General features: G+C 74.4%; 18 protein-coding genes. 10 read left to right on the plus strand and 8 right to left on the minus strand.

Annotated elements, in window-relative coordinates:
• Positions 1-140: 140 nt before the first annotated feature.
• From AB6N23_RS02175 to AB6N23_RS02185, 3 genes are all read left to right on the plus strand, one after another.
• Positions 141-902: a response regulator transcription factor gene (locus tag AB6N23_RS02175; protein ID WP_378206769.1), complete on the plus strand. Its 762-nt coding sequence runs from the start codon at positions 141-143 to the stop codon at positions 900-902.
• Complete coding sequence (locus AB6N23_RS02180) at positions 899-2,002, plus strand: sensor histidine kinase (protein WP_412864319.1); 1,104 nt, start codon at positions 899-901, stop codon at positions 2,000-2,002. The genes AB6N23_RS02175 and AB6N23_RS02180 overlap by 4 nt, the downstream gene beginning before the upstream one ends.
• A gap of 254 nt (positions 2,003-2,256) precedes the next feature.
• Positions 2,257-6,141 (plus strand): multifunctional oxoglutarate decarboxylase/oxoglutarate dehydrogenase thiamine pyrophosphate-binding subunit/dihydrolipoyllysine-residue succinyltransferase subunit, encoded by a 3,885-nt coding sequence (locus AB6N23_RS02185; RefSeq protein ID WP_412864321.1) that lies wholly within the window; start codon positions 2,257-2,259, stop codon positions 6,139-6,141.
• Positions 6,142-6,201: 60 nt separating this feature from the next.
• Here the strand turns inward: AB6N23_RS02185 and AB6N23_RS02190 are convergent, their stop codons facing one another.
• The gene (locus tag AB6N23_RS02190; RefSeq protein WP_412864323.1) at positions 6,202-7,197 is read right to left on the minus strand and encodes a GlxA family transcriptional regulator; all 996 of its coding nucleotides are present in this window, start codon (positions 7,195-7,197) and stop codon (positions 6,202-6,204) included.
• Positions 7,198-7,290: 93 nt separating this feature from the next.
• Here AB6N23_RS02190 and AB6N23_RS02195 point away from each other — a divergent pair, with 93 nt between their 5' ends.
• Together AB6N23_RS02195 and AB6N23_RS02200 are read left to right on the plus strand one after the other, a co-directional pair.
• Positions 7,291-7,464: a hypothetical protein gene (locus tag AB6N23_RS02195; protein ID WP_412864325.1), complete on the plus strand. Its 174-nt coding sequence runs from the start codon at positions 7,291-7,293 to the stop codon at positions 7,462-7,464.
• Positions 7,465-7,584: 120 nt separating this feature from the next.
• The gene (locus AB6N23_RS02200) at positions 7,585-8,181 is read left to right on the plus strand and encodes a GDSL-type esterase/lipase family protein (protein WP_378206749.1); all 597 of its coding nucleotides are present in this window, start codon (positions 7,585-7,587) and stop codon (positions 8,179-8,181) included.
• A gap of 91 nt (positions 8,182-8,272) precedes the next feature.
• Here AB6N23_RS02200 and AB6N23_RS02205 read toward each other — a convergent pair whose 3' ends face one another.
• Positions 8,273-9,358 (minus strand): type IV pilus twitching motility protein PilT, encoded by a 1,086-nt coding sequence (locus tag AB6N23_RS02205; RefSeq protein ID WP_378206746.1) that lies wholly within the window; start codon positions 9,356-9,358, stop codon positions 8,273-8,275.
• Positions 9,359-9,503: 145 nt separating this feature from the next.
• Here AB6N23_RS02205 and AB6N23_RS02210 point away from each other — a divergent pair, with 145 nt between their 5' ends.
• Entirely contained in the window at positions 9,504-9,578 is a 75-nt protein-coding gene (locus tag AB6N23_RS02210; protein ID WP_375791718.1) for a 50S ribosomal protein bL37, read from the plus strand.
• 76 nt (positions 9,579-9,654) lie between these two features.
• On the opposite strand, the gene rsrA is transcribed toward AB6N23_RS02210, so the two are convergent.
• A complete protein-coding gene (rsrA, locus tag AB6N23_RS02215; RefSeq protein WP_412864328.1) occupies positions 9,655-9,972 on the minus strand; it encodes a mycothiol system anti-sigma-R factor in 318 nt (105 codons plus the stop codon).
• Complete coding sequence (locus AB6N23_RS02220) at positions 9,969-10,748, minus strand: sigma-70 family RNA polymerase sigma factor (protein WP_412864330.1); 780 nt, start codon at positions 10,746-10,748, stop codon at positions 9,969-9,971. Before AB6N23_RS02220 ends, rsrA begins: the two co-directional genes overlap by 4 nt.
• A 105-nt stretch (positions 10,749-10,853) precedes the next feature.
• Here AB6N23_RS02220 and AB6N23_RS02225 point away from each other — a divergent pair, with 105 nt between their 5' ends.
• The 4 genes from AB6N23_RS02225 (at position 10,854) to hisN (ending at position 14,693) form a co-directional block, all read left to right on the plus strand.
• A complete protein-coding gene (locus AB6N23_RS02225; RefSeq protein ID WP_412864332.1) occupies positions 10,854-11,399 on the plus strand; it encodes a DoxX family protein in 546 nt (181 codons plus the stop codon).
• A gap of 67 nt (positions 11,400-11,466) precedes the next feature.
• Positions 11,467-12,774 (plus strand): 3-phosphoshikimate 1-carboxyvinyltransferase, encoded by a 1,308-nt coding sequence (gene aroA, locus AB6N23_RS02230; protein ID WP_412864334.1) that lies wholly within the window; start codon positions 11,467-11,469, stop codon positions 12,772-12,774.
• On the plus strand, positions 12,774-13,847 hold the full coding sequence (gene rsgA / locus AB6N23_RS02235; RefSeq protein WP_412864336.1) for a ribosome small subunit-dependent GTPase A: 1,074 nt from the start codon (positions 12,774-12,776) through the stop codon (positions 13,845-13,847). The genes aroA and rsgA overlap by 1 nt, the downstream gene beginning before the upstream one ends.
• Before the next feature lie 54 nt (positions 13,848-13,901).
• On the plus strand, positions 13,902-14,693 hold the full coding sequence (gene hisN / locus AB6N23_RS02240; RefSeq protein ID WP_412864338.1) for a histidinol-phosphatase: 792 nt from the start codon (positions 13,902-13,904) through the stop codon (positions 14,691-14,693).
• 9 nt (positions 14,694-14,702) lie between these two features.
• On the opposite strand, the gene AB6N23_RS02245 is transcribed toward hisN, so the two are convergent.
• From AB6N23_RS02245 to AB6N23_RS02260, 4 genes are all read right to left on the minus strand, one after another.
• The gene (locus AB6N23_RS02245) at positions 14,703-15,032 is read right to left on the minus strand and encodes an HAD family hydrolase (RefSeq protein ID WP_412864340.1); all 330 of its coding nucleotides are present in this window, start codon (positions 15,030-15,032) and stop codon (positions 14,703-14,705) included.
• A gap of 301 nt (positions 15,033-15,333) precedes the next feature.
• Positions 15,334-16,095: an HAD family hydrolase gene (locus AB6N23_RS02250; RefSeq protein WP_412864342.1), complete on the minus strand. Its 762-nt coding sequence runs from the start codon at positions 16,093-16,095 to the stop codon at positions 15,334-15,336.
• Positions 16,092-17,606, minus strand: a complete 1,515-nt coding sequence (gltX, locus tag AB6N23_RS02255; protein ID WP_412864344.1) for a glutamate--tRNA ligase — start codon at positions 17,604-17,606, stop codon at positions 16,092-16,094. The genes AB6N23_RS02250 and gltX overlap by 4 nt, the downstream gene beginning before the upstream one ends.
• Positions 17,607-17,640: 34 nt before the next feature.
• A complete protein-coding gene (locus tag AB6N23_RS02260) occupies positions 17,641-19,098 on the minus strand; it encodes an alanine/glycine:cation symporter family protein (RefSeq protein WP_412864346.1) in 1,458 nt (485 codons plus the stop codon).

The raw sequence follows: 19,098 nt of genomic DNA on the forward strand, positions 1-19,098 counted from the left end.
GACCCGGGACGATGCGGACGAGGTGGGGGGTGGTGCGACGCCGGCAGCGACTTGAGCTGCTCATGGTGGCGACCATCCTACGGACGCCGCGGCGTGCCGCCCCACGGGACCGGCACGGGTGCGTGTGCCACGCTGGCCCCATGGTGAACAGCGTGCAGCAGCCGAGCTCCACCACGGTCCTCGTGGTGGAGGACGAGCCGGCGATCGCGCAGGCCATCGTGCACCGCCTGTCGGCGGAGGGCTGGCGCGTGGAGTCCGTCGGCGACGGGTACGGCGGCGTCGCCGCGGCGGCGCGCCTGCAGCCCGACGTGGTGGTCCTCGACGTCATGCTGCCCGGCATCGACGGCCTCGAGGTGTGCCGGCAGATCCAGGCGGAGCGCCCGGTCCCGGTGCTCATGCTCACGGCCCGCGACGACGAGACCGACATGCTCGTCGGCCTGGGCGTCGGCGCCGACGACTACATGACGAAGCCGTTCTCGATGCGCGAGCTCGTCGCCCGCACCAAGGTGCTGCTCCGCCGCACCGAGCGCGCCGCGCGCGCCGCCGAGCTGGCCGCGGTGCAGCAGCCCGACCCGCCGCTCGTGGCCGGCGACGTGACGATCGACCGGGCGCAGCGCCGCGTGCTGCGCGGCGAGCGCGAGGTGCACCTGACGCCCACGGAGTTCGACCTGCTGCTCACGCTCGCGCAGACGCCCCGCACGGTCCTCACGCGCGAGAAGCTGCTCGCCGACGTGTGGGACTGGGTCGACGCCAGCGGCACCCGCACCGTCGACTCCCACGTCAAGGCGCTGCGCCGCAAGCTCGGCGCCGACCTCATCCGCACGGTGCACGGCGTCGGGTACGCGTTCGAGCCCGCGGAGGACCCCGCGGCCGAGGCGGCCGGCGAGCCGTCGGGCGCGTGAGCGGGCCGGCCGAGCCGGCCGCGCGCCACGCCCGTGACGGCGCGCGCGGCTGGCAGCTGCCCGACGTGCGCCCGCTGGACCGGCTGCGCAGCATCAAGATCAAGCTGGGCGTGCTCGTCGCGGCCACCGTGACGCTCGCCGCCGTCATCATCTGGCTCGGCTACCTGCAGGCGCTCGGCCCCAGCCGCACCCTGCCGATCGCGATCGCCCTGTCCCTGGTGCTCACGCAGCTGCTCGCGCGCGGCATGACGTCGCCGCTGCGCGAGATGACGGCCGCGGCGCGCGCGATGGCCGCGGGCGACTACAGCCGGCGCGTCCGCTCCACGAGCCGCGACGAGGTGGGCCAGCTCGCCGACGCCTTCAACACGATGGCGGACGACCTGCAGCAGCTCGACACCTTCCGGCGCGAGCTCGTCGCCAACGTGTCGCACGAGCTGCGCACGCCCGTCACGGCGCTGCAGGCGCAGCTGGAGAACATGGTCGACGGCGTCAGCGAGCCGGACCCGGCGACGCTGCAGACGGCGCTCGCGCAGACCGAGCGGCTCTCGCGCCTGGTGTCGTCGCTGCTGGACCTGTCGCGCGTCGAGGCCGGCGCGGTGCCGCTGCGGCTCGAGGAGGTCGAGCTCTCCGCGCTGCTCGGGCAGGCCGCCGACGAGGCCAGCCTCGTGGGCGCGCAGAAGCAGCTGACGTTCGCGGTCGACGTCGAGCCGCCCGGGCTCACGGTGCCGGCCGACCCGGAACGTCTGCACCAGGTCGTCGCGAACCTGCTGCACAACGCCGCCCGGCACTCCCCGCCGGACGACGAGATCCGCATCGAGGCCCGCCGCGCGGGCGGCGACGTCCGCATCGACGTGGTCGACCACGGCCCCGGCATCGCGCGCGAGCAGCGCGCGCACGTCTTCGAGCGGTTCGTGCGCGGCAACACCCCCGCCCGCACCGGCCAGGGCTCGACGGGCGGCACCGGGCTGGGGCTGTCGATCGTGCGCTGGGCGGTCGAGCTGCACGGCGGGCACGTCGAGGTGGCCGACACCGCGACGGGCTGCACGATGCGCGTCACGCTCCCCGCCGGCGCGTCCGGCAAGGGCTCGGCGCGCCGCTGACGCCGGGCGCCGCCACCACCGGTCCCCCGGCCCCGGACGCGCACCAGGCCCGCGACCTGCGCTTGAGCCCCGCCGGGGGCGCGCTTTGGCCGCCGTTGACCGGGGCACCGCGGGCGGGTGAAGAGGTCGCGGAGATCGCCGTCGGCACCCGCGCGCGACTCGGTCGCGGGCGCCCGGAGCACGTAGTGTTGTCGTCAACAGAACTGGCGACGGCGCGGTCCCGGTACCGCGCACCGGAAGTGGGCGATCCCAGCGTGACCCAGAAGGCGCAGTCCGACCCCACCCGTGCCGACTTCGGCGCGAACGAGTGGCTCGTGGACGAGCTGTACGAGCAGTACAAGAAGGACCGGAACGCGGTGGACCCCGCGTGGTGGGACTTCTTCGAGGGCTACCAGCCCGGGACGCCGTCGCCGGCGGGTGACGGCGGGCAGGCCCCCGCCCCGTCGGGCGCGGCCACCCCGCCGGCGGCCGCGACGAACGGCCCCGCGACCGCACCGGCGACGAGCGCCCCGGCGGGCGGCCCCACGGGCACGCCCACCGCACCGGCGGCCCCCGCGTCGGCGGCACCCGCGGACGGCACCCCCGCGACGCCCCGGCAGGCGACCGGCCCGGCGCCCGAGCCGAAGGCCGTCGCGGTCGAGTCCCCCGCCGGCCCCGCGGCACCGAAGGCGCCCACGGCCGCCTCGCCGGTCGCGACGGCCCAGCCCGCCACGGCGCCCTACGCCGAGGTCGCGGCGGCGCGCCGGCCCGAGGACGAGGCGGAGCCCGTCGACGACGTGCAGAAGCTGCGCGGCCCCGCCGCCCGCGTCGTGACGAACATGGAGTCGTCGCTCGAGGTGCCCACGGCCACCTCGGTGCGCGCGGTCCCGGCCAAGCTGATGGTCGACAACCGGATCGTCATCAACAACCACCTGTCGCGCGGGCGCGGCGGCAAGGTGTCGTTCACGCACCTCATCGGCTTCGCGCTCGTCGAGGCGCTCGGCGAGATGCCCGCGATGAACGCCGCGTACACGCTCGTCGACGGCAAGCCCGGCGTCCTGCAGCCCGCGCACGTCAACCTCGGCCTCGCGATCGACCTCGCCAAGCCCGACGGCACCCGTCAGCTGCTCGTGCCCTCCATCAAGAAGGCCGAGACGCTCGACTTCGCGCAGTTCTGGTCGGCGTACGAGGACGTCGTGCGCCGCGCCCGCAACAACAAGCTGACGGTGGACGACTTCGCCGGCACCACGATCTCGCTGACCAACCCCGGCACGATCGGCACGGTGCACTCGGTGCCGCGCCTCATGCAGGGCCAGGGCACCATCGTCGGCGTCGGCGCCATGGACTACCCGGCGGAGTTCGCCGGCACGTCGGCCGAGCAGCTCAACCGCATGGGCGTCTCGAAGATCCTCACGATCACGTCGACGTACGACCACCGGATCATCCAGGGCGCCCAGTCGGGCGACTTCCTGCGGATCCTCGGGCGCAAGCTGCTCGGCGAGGACGGCTTCTACGACCGCGTCTTCGCGTCGCTGCGCGTCCCGTACGAGCCCGTGCGGTGGGTCCGCGACGCGGACCACGACCCGGACGCCGAGGCGATCAAGCCGGCGCGCATCGCCGAGCTCATCCACTCCTACCGCTCGCGCGGGCACCTCATGGCGGACACCGACCCGCTCGCCTATCGCCAGCGCAAGCACCCGGACCTCGACGTGCAGAACCACGGCCTGACGCTGTGGGACCTGGACCGCACGTTCCCGACCGGCGGCTTCACGGGGAAGACCCGCGCCACGCTGCGCGACGTGCTGGGCCTGCTGCGCGACTCGTACTGCCGCACGGTCGGCGTCGAGTACATGCACCTGCAGGACCCGCGCCAGCGCCGCTGGCTCCAGGAGCGCCTCGAGTCCGGCTACGCGCGCACGCCGCGCGAGGACCAGCTGCGGATCCTGCGCCGCCTCAACGCCGCCGAGGCGTTCGAGACGTTCCTGCAGACCAAGTACGTCGGCCAGAAGCGGTTCTCGCTCGAGGGCGGCGAGTCGCTCATCCCGCTGCTCGACGCGGTGCTGTCCAAGGCCGCGAACGGCGGCCTCGACGAGGTGGGCATCGGCATGGCGCACCGCGGGCGCCTCAACGTGCTCGCGAACATCGCCGGCAAGTCCTACGGCCAGATCTTCAGCGAGTTCGAGGGCAACCAGGACCCGAAGTCGGTGCAGGGCTCCGGCGACGTGAAGTACCACCTCGGCACCGAGGGCCGCTTCACCGCCGAGTCCGGCGCGACCACGGCGGTCTACCTCGCGGCGAACCCCTCGCACCTCGAGGCGGTCGACCCGGTGCTCGAGGGCGTCGTGCGCGCCAAGCAGGACCGCATCGACCTGGGCGGCGACGGCTTCTCCGTGCTGCCGATCCTCATCCACGGCGACGCGGCCTTCGCCGGCCAGGGCGTCGTGTTCGAGACGCTCAACCTCGCGCAGCTGCGCGGCTACCGCACCGGCGGCACGATCCACGTGATCGTCAACAACCAGGTCGGCTTCACCACCGGCCCGTCGTCGTCGCGGTCGTCGCAGTACGCCACCGACGTGGTCAAGGGCCTGCAGGTGCCGGTCTTCCACGTCAACGGGGACGACCCCGAGGCGTGCGTGCGCGTCGCCGAGCTGGCGTTCGAGTACCGCGAGCAGTTCGCGCGCGACGTCGTCATCGACATGGTCTGCTACCGCCGCCGCGGCCACAACGAGGGCGACGACCCGTCGATGACGCAGCCCCTCATGTACAACCTCATCGAGGCCAAGCGGTCCGTGCGCAAGCTGTACACCGAGACGCTCGTGGCGCGCGGCGACATCACGCTCGAGGAGGCCGAGCAGGTCCTGCGCGACTACCAGTCGCAGCTGGAGCGGGTCTTCACCGAGACGCGCGAGGACGGCTGGACGCCGCCGCAGACCGACGTCGAGACGGTCGCGGGCCTCGAGCGGCCGGAGTCGCAGCAGGAGGACGCCGGCGTCATGGTCGGCTGGAAGACGGCGGTGCCGTCGTCCGTCCTCGAGCGCATCGGCCAGGCGCACGTGCGCGCGCCCGAGGGCTTCACGATCCACCCGAAGCTCGCGCAGATGCTCGCCAAGCGCGAGCAGATGAGCCGCGACGGCGGGATCGACTGGGGCTTCGGCGAGATCCTCGCGTTCGGGTCCCTGCTCATCGAGGGCACGCCGGTGCGGCTCGCCGGGCAGGACTCGCGCCGCGGCACGTTCGTCCAGCGCCACGCGGTGCTGCACGACCGCGAGACCGGTGCCGAGTGGACGCCGCTGCTGTACCTGTCGGGCGACCAGGCGAAGTTCTGGGTGTACGACTCGTCGCTGTCGGAGTACGCCGCCCTCGGGTTCGAGTACGGCTACTCGGTCGAGCGCCCCGACGCGCTCGTGCTGTGGGAGGCACAGTTCGGCGACTTCGTCAACGGCGCGCAGACGGTCATCGACGAGTTCCTGTCGTCGGCGGAGCAGAAGTGGGGCCAGCGCTCGTCGGTCGTCATGCTGCTCCCCCACGGCTACGAGGGGCAGGGGCCGGACCACTCGTCCGCGCGCATCGAGCGCTTCCTGCAGCTCGCGGCCGAGGACAACATGACGATCGCGCAGCCGTCGAACCCGGCGTCGTACTTCCACCTGCTGCGCCGCCAGGCGTACCAGCGTCCGCGCCGCCCGCTCGTCGTGTTCACGCCCAAGTCGATGCTGCGCCTCAAGGCCGCGACGTCGGGCGTCGAGGACTTCACGACGGGCACGTTCCGCACGGTCGTCGCCGACGAGCTCGCCGCCGCGAAGGCGGACCAGGTCACCCGCGTGCTGCTCTGCTCGGGCAAGGTCTACTGGGACCTGCTCGCGCACCGCGTGTCGTCCGGTGACCAGCAGACCGCGATCCTGCGGTTCGAGCAGCTGTACCCGCTCGAGCCGGACGCGATCCGGGAGGCGCTCGCGCCGTTCGACGGCGCCGAGCTCGTGTGGGTGCAGGACGAGCCGCAGAACCAGGGCCCGTGGACGTACATGTCCTCGCACCTGCCGCAGCTCGTCGAGCGCCCGCTGCGGGTCGTGTCCCGCCCGGAGTCGGCGTCGCCGGCGGCCGGCTCGGCGAAGAAGCACGCGGTCGAGCAGAAGGAGCTCGTCGAGACGGCCTTCCGCCGCTGACGCGCACCGACCGCACCGGCGCCCCGGCTCCGCTCCCCGCGGACGCCGGGGCGTCGTGCGTCAGGCGGTGACGAGCTCGGGTGCGTCCGCGTCCCGGGCGTCGACGTCGTCGTCGCGGCACGCGAACCGGCGGCGGTACGCCTGCGGGCTGGTCCCGAGCGTGCGCGCGAAGTGGTGCCGCAGCTGCGCGGCCGACCCGAGCCCGCACAGCCGCGCCACCTCGTCGACGGGCACGTCGGTGCGCTCGAGCAGCTCCTGCGCGCGCGCCACCCGCTGCCGCGCGACCCACGCGGCCGGCGTCGTGCCGGTCTCCGCACGGAACCGCCGCGCGAACGTGCGCTCCGACATCAGCGCGCGGGCGGCCAGCGCGGGCACGGAGAGCTCGGAGTCGAGGTGCGCCGTCATCCAGGCGAGCAGCGGCGCGAGCGTGTCCGCCTCCGGCAGCGGCACGTCGATGTACTGCGCCTGCCCGCCGTCGCGCTGCGGCGGGACGATCATGCGGCGGGCGACGGCCGTCGCGGCGGCCCCGCCGAGCTCGCGGCGCACGAGGTGCAGGCACGCGTCGATGCCTGCGGCGGTGCCGGCGCCCGTGATGACGCGCCCGTCCTCGACGAAGAGCACCGACGGGTCGACGGTCGCGGTCGGGAACCGCGCCGCGAGCTCCTCGGCGTGCATCCAGTGCGTGGTGCAGCGGCGCCCGTCGAGCAGCCCGGCCTCCCCCAGCGCGAACGCGCCGCTGCAGATGCTCAGCACCCACGCGCCGCGGTCGTGCGCGTCCCGCAGCGCGCGCAGCACGGCCTCGTCCACCCGCGCCGGCCCGCCGTAGGCGGGGACGACGACGAGGTCGACGTCGCGCGTCGCCTCGAGCCCGTGCTCGACGACCAGCGAGAAGCCCGCCTTGGTGCGTACGGGCACACCCGGCCTCGGCCCGCACACGCGGAAGTCGAACGAGGGGCCGCCGGTGTCGGACCGGTCGATGCCGAAGACCTCGCACGCGGTGCCGAGCTCGAAGGGGGCGGCGTCGGGGAGCGCCAGGACGGCGACGGAGCGGAGCACGTGACCAGCGTCGCACGACGATGGCGGGATGTCGACGGTCAGCGACAGAACGGCCACTCGTGGCAGCATCATGACCGGCGCAGGATCTCTGCCATGGACATCGTCTGGCTCGTGCTCTCGCTCCTCGCCCTCGCCGCCTGGTCCGCCTGGCTCTGGCGCGTCGTCGTCGCCGACGGGCTCGGCCACCGCCGGCCGCCCGCGTCCCACGAGACCTGGGACGCGTCCCTCGACCACCGCGCGCCCGCGCCGACCGGCCTCCTCCGCTGAGCCGTCCGCCCCCGGACACGCGCGACGGGCCCCGGCACGCACCCGGCCGGGCCCGGTGCTGCGACACTGTCCCCGGAGCGTCGGCACCGGCCGGCGCGCACGAGGGCAGGAGGACGGGACGTGGGTGAGCTGCCGCTCCGGCTCGCGGTCATCGGTGACGAGCTGGTCGCGGGCGCCGGGGACCCACGCGGTCTCGGCTGGGTCGGCCGGGTCGCCGCACGCACCCCCACGCCGGACCCCCTCACCGTGCTGACGCTCGCCGTACCCGGCGAGAACAGCACCGAGCTCGGCGTCCGCTGGGACCCCGAGGTGTCGCGCCGCCTGTCGCCCGAGGCCGACACCCGCCTCGTCGTGGGCATCGGCCGCGCCGACGTCACCGCCGGTCTCTCGCTCGCGCGCAGCCGCCTCAACCTCGCCAACGTCCTCGACGTCGCCGACCAGCGCCGGATGCCCGCGTTCGTCGTCGGCCCGCCGCCGGGAGCGCCCGAGGACGGTGACAAGATCGCCGAGCTGTCCGCCGCGCTCGGCGACGTCGCCGCCCGCCGCCGGGTGCCGTACGTCGACATGTACTCGCCGCTCGCGGCCCACGACCAGTGGCTCGCCGACATGGCGACGTCGCGCGGCCACCTGCCCGGCCAGGCCGGCTACGGCCTCATGGCGTGGCTCGTGCTGCACACCGGCTGGCACGCGTGGCTCGGGCTGCCGGACGACGCCTGACACCCCGCCGCACCCTGCGCGCCCACGGGCGCACCGACGCCGACGGCCCGGGACGCACCTGCGTCCCGGGCCGTCGGGCGTCCGTGGGAGGTCAGCCGACGAGGCCGGCGGACCGCAGCTCGAGCGTGAGGTCGTGCGGGTTGGACGCCGCCGCGAGGGCGTCCTCGTACGTCACCACGGCGTCGCGCACGAGCGTGAACAGGTGCTGGTCGAACGTCTGCATCTTGTAGAAGTCGCCCTCCTTGATCAGCTCGGTGAGCGGGGGGTTCTCCTGCGGCTCGACGATCGCCTCGGCCGTGCGGCCGGTGTTGACCATCACCTCGATGGCCGACACGCGGCCCGTCCCGTCGGCGCGGCGCAGCAGGCGCTGCGAGACGATGCCGCGCAGCGCCTGCGCGAGCGCGATGCGGACCTGCTTCTGCTCGTGCGGCGGGAAGAAGTCGACGATGCGGTTGACGGTCTCGGCCGCGTCGATGGTGTGCAGGGTCGACAGGACCAGGTGGCCGGTCTCCGCCGCCGACAGCGCCGCGCGCACCGTCTCCACGTCGCGCATCTCGCCGACGAGGATGACGTCGGGGTCCTGCCGCATCGCGGCGCGCAGCGCGACCGTGAAGTTGTCGGTGTCCTGCCGCACCTCGCGCTGCGACACGATCGCCTTCTTGTCGGCGTGCAGGATCTCGATCGGGTCCTCGATCGTGACGATGTTGACCTCGCGCAGCGTGTTGATGAGGTCGACCATCGACGCGAGCGTCGTGGTCTTGCCGGAGCCCGTGGGTCCGGTGACGAGCACGAGGCCGCGCGGCTCGAGCGCGAGCTCGCCGATGACCTCGGGCAGGCCGAGCTCGCCCATCGACTGCGCGCCGATCGCCACGCGCCGGAAGACGAGGCCGAACGTGCCGCGCGCCTGGTAGGCGTTGACGCGGAAGCGGCCGACACCCGGCAGGGAGTACGCGAAGTCCGCCTCCTTGGTCTGGCGGAACGTCTCCACGAGGTCGTCCGGGAGCACCTCGTCGAGCATGCGCTCGGTGTCGGCCGGGCGCAGGTCGGGGGCCTGCAGCCGGCGCAGGCGGCCGTCGACGCGCACGCGCGGCGCGGAGCCGACCTTGCAGTGCAGGTCGGAGCCGTTGGTGCTCGCCAGCGCGTGCAGGAACGGGATCACGGACTGGGTCTCTGCCACGACCGGTGCATCGGCCGGTCGGGGCGCGCACTTGAGCCGGGACGACCGTGGCGGGCGGCACGCGGCGGGCGCCCGGTGTGGGACGATGGGGCGACCCATGGTGCGCGCACGCGTGCGCGCGCCCGCAAGACGCGAGGAGACACCGATGAGCAAGCGTGGCCGCAAGCGCCGTTCGCGCAAGGGCAACGGCGCGAACCACGGCAAGCGTCCCAACGCCTGAGCGTTCGACGCCGACGCACGAGGGCCCCGGAGCAGACGCTCCGGGGCCCTCGTCGTCCGTCCGGGGTGGACCTGCGTCAGGCGTCCGGCTCCGCGGCGGCGCGCAGCCGCAGCACGGAGATCTGCTCGTGGATGCGCACGCGCAGGGTCACGGGCGCCTCCTCCTGGCAGCAGCGCCGCACGAGCTCCTTCATCACGACCTCGACCTGCTCCTCCTCGAGGCACGGCGTGCACTCGGCGAGGTGCGCGGCGACCCGGTCGCGGTCCAGCTCGCCGAGCTCGGCGTCGACGTACTCCCACAGGCGCTCGACGGCCTCGGAGCAGCGCATGTCACCGCTCCCGCACGGGTCGACCGGCGTCGACGCGCCGGCGCGCTCGTCCTCGAACGTGCTCATCGCCCGCCCTCCGGTCCCGTCGGCGCCGCACCGGCCAGGCCGCGCTCGCGCGCGTAGTCGGACAGCAGCTCGCGCAGCTGGCCGCGGCCGCGGTGCAGGCGGGACATCACCGTCCCGATCGGCGTCCCCATGATCTCCGCGATCTCCTTGTAGGCGAACCCCTCGACGTCCGCGAGGTACACCGCGATGCGGAAGTCCTCGGGGATGCGCTGCAGCGCGTCCTTCACGTCCGAGTCGGGCAGGTGGTCGAGGGCCTCCGCCTCGGCGGAGCGCAGGCCGCTCGACGTGTGCGACTCCGCGCGCGCGAGCTGCCAGTCCTCGATCTCCTCCGACCGCGACTGCTGCGGCTCGCGCTGCTTCTTGCGGTAGGAGTTGATGTACGTGTTGGTGAGGATCCGGTACAGCCAGGCCTTGAGGTTCGTGCCCGGGCGGTACTGGTGGAACGCGGCGAACGCCTTGGTGAACGTCTCCTGGACGAGGTCCTCGGCGTCGGCCGGGTTGCGCGTCATGCGCAGGGCAGCGCCGTACAGCTGGTCCAGGTGGACCAGCGCCTCGGCCTCGAACCGGTCCGCGCGGGCGGCGTCGCCCTCCGTCTCCGGCGCGCGGGTCGTCTCGGTGCCGATGTCGATGCCTGCCGTGTCCTCGCTCATCACCCACGAGCCTAGTGCTCCGGGCCGACCGCCACCTGAGAGGGCTGCGAACGGGTGCCCGGGCACGGGTCCGGGCGGACCGAGCACGACGGGTGCCGTCGTGCGGGCCGGGAGGAGGACGCTCATGACGGGGTCAACGCGAGGCGCTCCCCCGGGCATTCCCGGCGCGCCGAGCCGCACCCGCAGGGCTAGCGTGAGGACGTCCGCCCACCCGTGCGTCCGGAGGAACCCGTGCTGCTGCGCCGTGCCGCCCGTCCCATGCTCGCCACCTGGTTCGTCTCGCAGGGCCTCGACGCGCTGCGCCACCCGCAGGGTCACGCGCGCATCGTGCGCGACGCGCTCGACGGCCTGCGCTCCCGCGTGCCCGACCAGACGCGCGCCGGCCTGCCCGGGCCGGTCGGCGACGCGATCGAGGGCCGGGTCTCGGACGAGCAGCTGGCGACGGTCGCGCGCGCGCACGGCGCCGCGCTCGTCGTCGCCGCCGCGGCCCTCGCCGTCGGGCGCGCACCCCGGACGGCCGGCCTCGTGCTCGCGGGGCTGACGCTGCCGGTCGTGGTCGTCAACCTGCCTCTCGGCCGCAAGCGGTCGGAGCAGGAGGAGCGCGAGCGGACCGAGCGGCTGATCCGGGCCGTGGGCTTCACGGGCGGGGCGCTGCTCGTGGGCGCCGACCTCGAGGGGCGGCCCGGCGTCGGCTGGCGCGTGCACCACGCCCGCGAGGACCGGGCCGCGGTCCGCGCGGCACGCGCGAAGTGGGTCGCGAAGCACACCGACGCGTAGCCGGCAGCCGGCCGACGACGCGGACGCGCCCGACGCGTGCGGTGCACGCGCCGATAGCCTGGCCCTCATGACGACCCCTCCCGCGCTCGACCTCTGGGACGCGCCGGCCGCGACCGGCCCGCTCGACGCGACGGTGGAGGTGCCCGGCTCGAAGTCGCTGTCCAACCGGTACCTCGTCCTGGCGGCGCTGGGTGACGCCCCGAGCCGGCTGCGCGGCGTGCTGACGAGCCGCGACACGGCGCTGATGGCCGCGGCGCTGCGGGCCCTCGGGGCACGCGTCGACGAGGACGGGACGGACTGGGCGGTCACGCCGGGCCCCGTGCGCGGCGGTGTCGAGGTGGACTGCGGCCTGGCCGGCACGGTGATGCGCTTCCTGCCGCCCCTGGCCGCGCTCGCGGACGGGCCCGTCCGGTTCGACGGCGACCCGCAGGCGCGCGTGCGCCCCATGGGCCCGGTGCTCGGCGCCCTGGAGGCCCTCGGCGTCCGGGTCGAGTGGCACGGCGAGCCGGGCTTCCTGCCGTTCACGGTGCACGGGCGGGGCGCGCTCGCGGGCGGCGCGGTCGACGTCGACGCGTCCGGCTCCAGCCAGTTCGTCTCCGGTCTGCTGCTGTCCGGCGCGCGCTACGCCGACGGCCTCACGGTGCGGCACACAGGCGCGACGCTGCCGAGCCTGCCCCACGTCGCGATGACGGTGGAGGTGCTGCGCGCCGCCGGCGTCACCGTCGACGACGCGGTGCCTGGGACGTGGCGGGTGGAGCCCGGCGCCGTCGCGGGCCGCGACGTCCGCGTCGAGCCGGACCTGTCGAACGCGGCGCCGTTCCTGTGCGCCGCGCTCGTCGCCGGCGGCACCGTGCGCGTCCCGGGGTGGCCCGCCGCGACGACGCAGCCGGGGGCGCTCCTGCCGGGCATCCTCGAGCGCATGGGCGGCACCGCGTCGCTCGACGGCGACGTCCTCACCGTCACGGGCACGGGCGCCGTCCGGGGCGTCGACCTCGACCTGCACGCCGCGGGCGAGGTCGCGCCGACGATCGCCGCCCTCGCCGTGCTCGCCGACTCCCCCACGCGGCTGCGCGGCATCGCGCACCTGCGCGGGCACGAGACCGACCGGCTGGCCGCGCTCGCCGCCGAGATCACCCGGCTGGGCGGGCACGCCGAGGAGACCGCCGACGGCCTGGTCATCACGCCGCGGCCGCTGACCGGCGGGACGTGGCACTCCTACGCCGACCACCGCATGGCGACAGCGGGGGCGCTCGTCGGCCTGCGCGTGCCCGGCGTCCGGGTCGAGGACGTCGCGACGACGTCGAAGACGCTGCCCGACTTCGTCGGCATGTGGTCCGGCATGCTCGCCGGCACGCACGTGGCGGCCACGGCCTGATGCCCGAGCGGCGCTACGACGAGCGGGACGTGCGGATCCGTCCCGGTCGCGGCTCGCGTCCCCGGACCAAGCAGCGCCCCGCGCACGACGACGCCCGCAGCGCGATGGTCGTGGCGGTGGACCGCGGCCGGTACACCGTCCTCGTCGAGCCCGGGACGCCGGACGAGACGCGCGCGCTCGCCATGAAGGCGCGCGAGCTCGGGCGGCAGCGCGTCGTGCCGGGCGACCGCGTGGACGTCGTCGGCGACACGTCGGGCGGCCGGGACACGCTCGCGCGCATCGTGCGGATCGGCGAGCGGCGCACGGTGCTGCGGCGCACGGCCGACGACACGGACCCCGTCGAGCGCGTCATCGTCGCGAACGCCGACCGGCTCGTCGTCGTCACCGCCCTCGCCGACCCCGAGCCGCGCACGCGCATGATCGACCGCTGCGTCGTCGCGGCGTACGACGCGGGCATGGACGTCCTGCTCGCGCTGACCAAGGCGGACCTCGCGCCGCCCGACGAGCTCGTCGCGATGTACGCGCCGATCGGTGTCGAGGTGGTCGTCACGAGCCGCGCCGAGGACCCCGTGACGGGTGAGCGCGTCCTCACCGGCCTGGACGAGGTGCGCGCGGCCCTCGACGGGCGCGTCTCGGTGCTCGTGGGGCACTCCGGCGTCGGCAAGTCGACGCTCGTCAACGCGCTCGTACCCGACGCGCGCCGGGCCGTCGGCGTGGTCAACGACGTGACGGGCCGGGGCCGGCACACGTCGACGTCGGCCGTCGCGCTCGCGCTGCCCGGCACGACGACACCCACCTGGGTCGTCGACACCCCGGGCGTCCGCTCGTTCGGCCTCGCGCACGTCGAGCCGGACCGGCTGGTCCGCGCGTTCGGCGACCTCGCCGAGGTGGCGCGCGAGTGCCCGCGCGGCTGCACGCACCTGGCCGGCTCGCCGGACTGCGGCCTGGACGACTGGGTGGCCGAGGCGCCCGACGACGCGACCCGCGACGCGCGCAGCGCCCGCGTGGACTCCTTCCGCCGCCTGCTGGTGAGCCGGCTCGGCACCGCGGACCCCGAGGACCCGGTGCGCTGACCGGCGGCGCCCGCACCGGTACGGTGACGCGCGACCACCGACGAAGGAGCACCCATGGCGACCGCGTACGACGACGACCTGCGCCTGGCCCACGTGATCGCGGACCAGGTGGACTCCGTGACCATGGCGCGGTTCAAGGCGCTGGACCTGCAGGTCGAGACGAAGCCGGACCTGACGCCCGTCTCGGACGCGGACCGCGCCGCCGAGGAGCTCGTCCGCACGAGCCTGTCCCGCATGCGCTCGCGCGACGCGGTGCACGGCGAGGAGATGGCCGACACGGGCCACGGGCCGCGGCGCTGGGTGGTCGACCCGATCGACGGCACGAAGAACTTCGTGCGCGGGGTGCCCGTGTGGGCGACGCTGCTCGGGCTCATGGACGGCGACGAGGTCGTGCTGGGCGTGGTGAGCGCCCCGGCGCTGGGCAAGCGGTGGTGGGCGGCGAAGGGCACGGGCGCCTGGACGGGCCGCTCGCTGGCGTCGGCGACGCGGCTGCACGTGTCGTCCGTGTCCCGGCTCGAGGACGCCTCGCTGTCGTACTCCAGCCTCTCCGGGTGGGAGGAGCGCGGCCGCCTCGAGCCGTTCCTCGACCTCACGCGCCGCGTGTGGCGGACGCGGGCCTACGGCGACTTCTGGTCGTACGTGCTGCTCGCCGAGGGCGCCGTGGACGTCGCTACCGAGCCCGAGCTGTCGCTGCACGACATGGCCGCGCTGGTCCCGATCGTCACCGAGGCCGGCGGGCGGTTCACGTCGCTCGACGGCACGCCGGGCCCGCTCGGCGGGGACGCGCTCGCGACCAACGGCCTGCTGCACGACGACGTGCTGGCGGCGCTGGCCCCCGACGCGTGACGGTCGGCCTCAGAGGCCGAGCAGGTCCGGGAGCTGTGCCAGCGACGTGACGACGTGCACGCCGGCCGCGCGCGCGGCGGCGACGGCGGCGCGCGCGTCGACGTCGAGCTCGTCGCCGACGTAGGCGGTGCGCGACGGGTCCGTGCCGAGGCGCCGGCACGCCTCGACGAACACCCGACGATTCGGCTTGCCGAACCCGTCCTCACGACTGTCAGGCTCTAGGGCTCGAAGCCCTGCCTCGTCCGCCAGTCTTCGATCAGAGCCATATCGGGACCGCCAGGGAGCACTCCCCGACTCATCGGCTCCGCGACACCGGGAAGCGGCATGACGAACCGACACCCGACCACGCAATCAAGCTCGACCCGTCCCTTCGTGAGGTCACGGGCCGCCGGCCGCCCAGCAAGCTCCTCGACTGCAAGAAGGCGCTCGAATCCAGCACGCTCCACGAAGGAGACCGTTTCGTGGAGAAGCGATCCCGCCGCTCGTTCGCTTCGGGCCGCCACGAACGCGTAGTACGCGGCTCGGCCCGGTGGGTCATCGAGACGGACGAGCCAGCGCCGCAGCGGCCTTCTACGCAACAGGTGCACGCTTCCCTCTCGGCATCATCCGGGGCGGCGTGAAGCCATCGCCGTGCCCGCGGTCAAAGGCCGAGCGCAGTCGGCAACTCGGAGAGAGACGTGATGATCCGGACACCTGCGGCGCGGGCAGCGACGACGTCGGACTCTGGGATCGCTTGCCGTCGCCCACCGGGTCGATCGATCCACACGGCCGTGAGGCCCGCCGCCGCAGCACCGAGGGCGTCGACGTCGAGCTCGTCGCCGACGTAGGCGGTGCGCGACGGGTCCGTGCCGAGGCGGCCGCACGCCTCGACGAACACCCGCGGGTCGGGCTTGCCGACGCCGAGCGTGTCGACACCGACGAGCACCTCGAGGTGCCCGTCGAGCCCGGCCCGCACGAGCTTGTCGGTCTGGTACGCCGTCGCGGCGTTCGTGAGCGCGCCGACGACCACGCCGGCGTCGAGCAGGGTCGTCGGCGCGGCGACCGCGTCCTCGTGCGCCGTCCAGCCGCCCCGGAACGCCGCGTCGAAGCGCGCGTCCCACGCGTCGAAGGCCGCGTCGTCGAGCACGGGGCCGCCGAAGGCGGCGTGCAGCTCGTTGGCCCGCGCCATGCGCTGCGTGCGGTGGTCGACCTCGCCGCGCGTGTAGGCGCGGTAGTGGCCGTGGACGTCGGCCCGCCACGCGGCGAGCGCGGCGTCGACCGTCGCGTCGTCGACGTCCCCCACGGAGGCGGCGAGCACGTCGGCGATCGCCGTGCGGAACGCCGCCCGCGTGTCGACGAGCGTGTCATCGACGTCGAGCAGGACGCCGTCGACGAGCCGTCCGGTCCCGGCGCCGTCCCTCACGCGTCGAGGCTCGCGCGAAGGCGGCCGATGCGCGCGAGCGTCGCGTCCTTGCCGAGGATCTCCATCGACTCGAACAGCGGCGGGGACACGCGGCGCCCCGTCAGCGCGACCCGCAGCGGCGTGTACGCGAACCGCGGCTTGATGCCGAGCCCGCCCTCGTCGGCGGGCGCGACGAGCGCGGCCGCGAGCGCGGTCTGCGTCGCCTCCGTCGTGAACCCGTCGGCGGGCACGTCGGCCAGCACGCGGGCCGCCGCGTCGAGCACGTCCACCGCCTCGGGCCGCAGCGCACCGCGCGCGTCGTCCGCGACCTCGAGCGCGTCGTCGGAGACGAACAGGAACCCGAGCATGCCGACGACCTCGCCGAGGAGCGTCATGCGCTCCTGCACGAGGGGCGCGCCGGCGTCGAGCAGGGCACGGTGCGCGTCGGACAGCTCCGCGTAGGTCGTGGCCGGGACCAGGCCGGCGGCGTGCAGGTACGGCACGAGCCGGCCGCGGAAGTCCTCGGGCGCGAGCAGCCGCACGTGCGCCGCGTTGATGGCCTCGGCCTTCTTCTGGTCGAAGCGTGCGGGGTTCGGGTTGACGTCGGCGACGTCGAACGCGGCCACCATCTCCTCGACCGTGAACACGTCGCGGTCGGGCGCGATGGACCAGCCGAGCAGCGCGAGGTAGTTGAGCAGGCCCTCGGGCGTGAAGCCGTTGGCGCGGTGCAGGAAGAGGTTCGACTCCGGGTCGCGCTTGGAGAGCTTCTTGTTGCCCTCCCCCATGACGTACGGCAGGTGCCCGAACTGCGGCACGACCTCGGCGACGCCGAGCTCGACGAGCGCGCGGTACAGCACGGCCTGCCGCGGCGTGGAGGACAGCAGGTCCTCGCCGCGCAGCACGTGCGTGATGCCCATCAGCGCGTCGTCGACCGGGTTGACCAGCGTGTACAGCGGGTGGCCGTTCCCGCGGACGACGACGTAGTCCGGCACCGAGCCGGCCTTGAACGTGATCTCCCCGCGCACGAGGTCGGTGAAGGTCACGTCCTCGTCGGGCATGCGCATGCGGATGACGGCCTCGCGGCCCTCGGCGCGGTAGGCCGCCTTCTGCTCGTCGGTGAGGTCGCGGTCGAACCCGTCGTACCCGAGCTTCGGGTCGCGGCCCGCGGCGCGGTGCCGGGCCTCGACCTCCTCGGGCGTCGAGAAGGACTCGTACGCGTACCCGCCCTCGACGAGCCGCGCGACGACGTCGCGGTACAGGTCGTAGCGCTGCGACTGGCGGTACGGCTCGTGCGGGCCGCCGACCTCGACGCCCTCGTCCCAGTCGAGCCCGAGCCAGCGCAGCGCGTCGAGCAGCTGCTCGTAGCTCTCCTGGGAGTCGCGCGCCGGGTCGGTGTCCTCGATGCGGAACACGAACGTGCCGCCGACGTGCCGCGCGTACGCCCAGTTGAACAGCGCGGTGCGGATGAGCCCGACGTGCGGGGTGCCGGTCGGCGAGGGGCAGAAGCGGACGCGGACGGCACTGCTGGGCACGGGTCACCTCGGGGTGGTGCGGGCGGGGTCGTCCTCAGCCTAGCGAGGCGGTGGACCGCACCCCGTCGCGCACGCCGGGCGCCCAGACGTCGCCCGGCACGTCCCCGGGCAGGAGCGGGTTGCCGTGGCCGACGAACCGCGCGTCCGTGCCGGCGGCACGCGCCGCCCGGTAGTCCGCGAGCGCGCCCAGCGCCCACCGCGACAGCAGCACGATCGCCACCAGGTTGACCGTCGCCATCAGCGCCATCGCGATGTCGGCGACCGTCCACACCGTCCGCAGGGCCAGCAGCGCGCCCGCGCCGACCGCCGTGAGCACGAGGGTGCGCAGGGCCGTCAGCGCGCGACCGCGCACGCTCAGGAACGTGAGGTTGACCTCCGCGTACGAGTAGTTGCCCAGCACGGACGAGAACGCGAACGTGAACACGACGACGCTCATGAGCGGCGTCGTCCACGTCCCGAGCTCGTGCGCGACCGCGGCCGACGTCAGCGAGGCGCCGGCGCTGTCGCCCGTCACCCCCGGCCGGTAGACGTCCGGGCCGGCGAGCAGCACCAGCATCGCCGTCGCCGAGCAGACGAGGATCGTGTCGACGAACACGCCGAGCGACTGGATGAGCCCCTGCTTGACCGGGTGGGAGACCGTCGCGGTCGCCGCCGTGTTGGGCGCCGAGCCCATGCCCGCCTCGTTGGAGAACAGCCCGCGCTTGGTGCCGTTGAGCACCGCGGCGAGCACGCCGCCCGCCGTGCCGGCCAGCGCCTCGTCGAGACCGAACGCGCCGCGCAGGATCTGGCCGAAGGCGTCGGGCACGGCCTCGAGGTTGAGCAGCATGACGACGAGCGCGAGCAGCAGGTAGGCGCCCGCCATGATCGGCAGGCCGATCTCCGCGACCCGAGCGACCCGGCGGACGCCGCCGAACAGCACCGGCGCGGCGAGCACGACCAGCCCCACGGCCGTCCACGCGACGGGCACGTCGTGCCCGCCCTCGAGCGTGTCGGCGATCGTGTTCGCCTGCACCATGTTGAAGGCGAACCCGAACGTGAAGACGAGCAGCAGCGCGAACACCACGCCCCAGCGCCGCGAGCCGAGCCCGCGCTGGATGTAGTACGCGGGACCGCCGCGGTAGGACCCGTCGTCCGCCCGGACCTTGAACACCTGCGCGAGCGTCGCCTCGACGAACGCGGTCGCCATGCCGACGAGTGCGACGACCCACATCCAGAAGATCGCGCCCGGCCCGCCGAGCGTCAGCGCGACCGCGACGCCCGCGATGTTGCCCGTGCCGACGCGCGAGGCCAGCCCGACCGCGAACGCCTGGAACGAGGAGATGCCGCCCTCGGCGTCGCTGCGCGAGGACACGACCTGCCGCAGCATGGCGCCGAACAGCCGCACCTGGACGAACCCGGTGCGGACCGTGAACCACACGCCCACGCCGACCAGGACGTACACGAGCCAGTACGAGTACAGCGCGTTCGAGAGCCAGTCGATGACCGTCTGCAC

The sequence above is a fragment of the Cellulomonas pasadenensis genome (assembly GCF_047229365.1).
Taxonomy (GTDB): Bacteria; Actinomycetota; Actinomycetes; order Actinomycetales; family Cellulomonadaceae; genus Cellulomonas.